This is a genomic window from Staphylococcus sp. GDY8P57P (assembly GCF_017892585.1).
Taxonomy (GTDB): domain Bacteria; phylum Bacillota; class Bacilli; order Staphylococcales; family Staphylococcaceae; genus Staphylococcus; species Staphylococcus borealis.
The window spans coordinates 1-208 of sequence record NZ_JAESLK010000128.1; the positions used below are offsets into that span (position 1 = coordinate 1).

The 208-nt window shown below is 34.6% G+C and carries 1 pseudogene; it reads right to left on the reverse strand.

Going from position 1 to position 208, the window contains the following annotated elements:
- Positions 1-208, reverse strand: a pseudogene (locus KA878_RS13925) (relaxase/mobilization nuclease domain-containing protein); the annotation flags it as partial.

Sequence of the window (208 nt, forward strand, 5' to 3'; positions counted from 1 at the left end):
CTCCTTTCTCGTAATCTTCGCCTAACTTATTGCCACGTACTTTTTTATTTTCTTCTATGTGCAAATACGTGATTGTTTTATTCGTTACACGAGCAACTTCAACCCCTTTAGTTTCTAAACGCTGCTTAAAATCATCAAAATCTGTTGCTTGTTCTTTGGTTTCTTCAATTGCCATTCTTACTTGGTTTTTCCATGAAGCTTTATCATT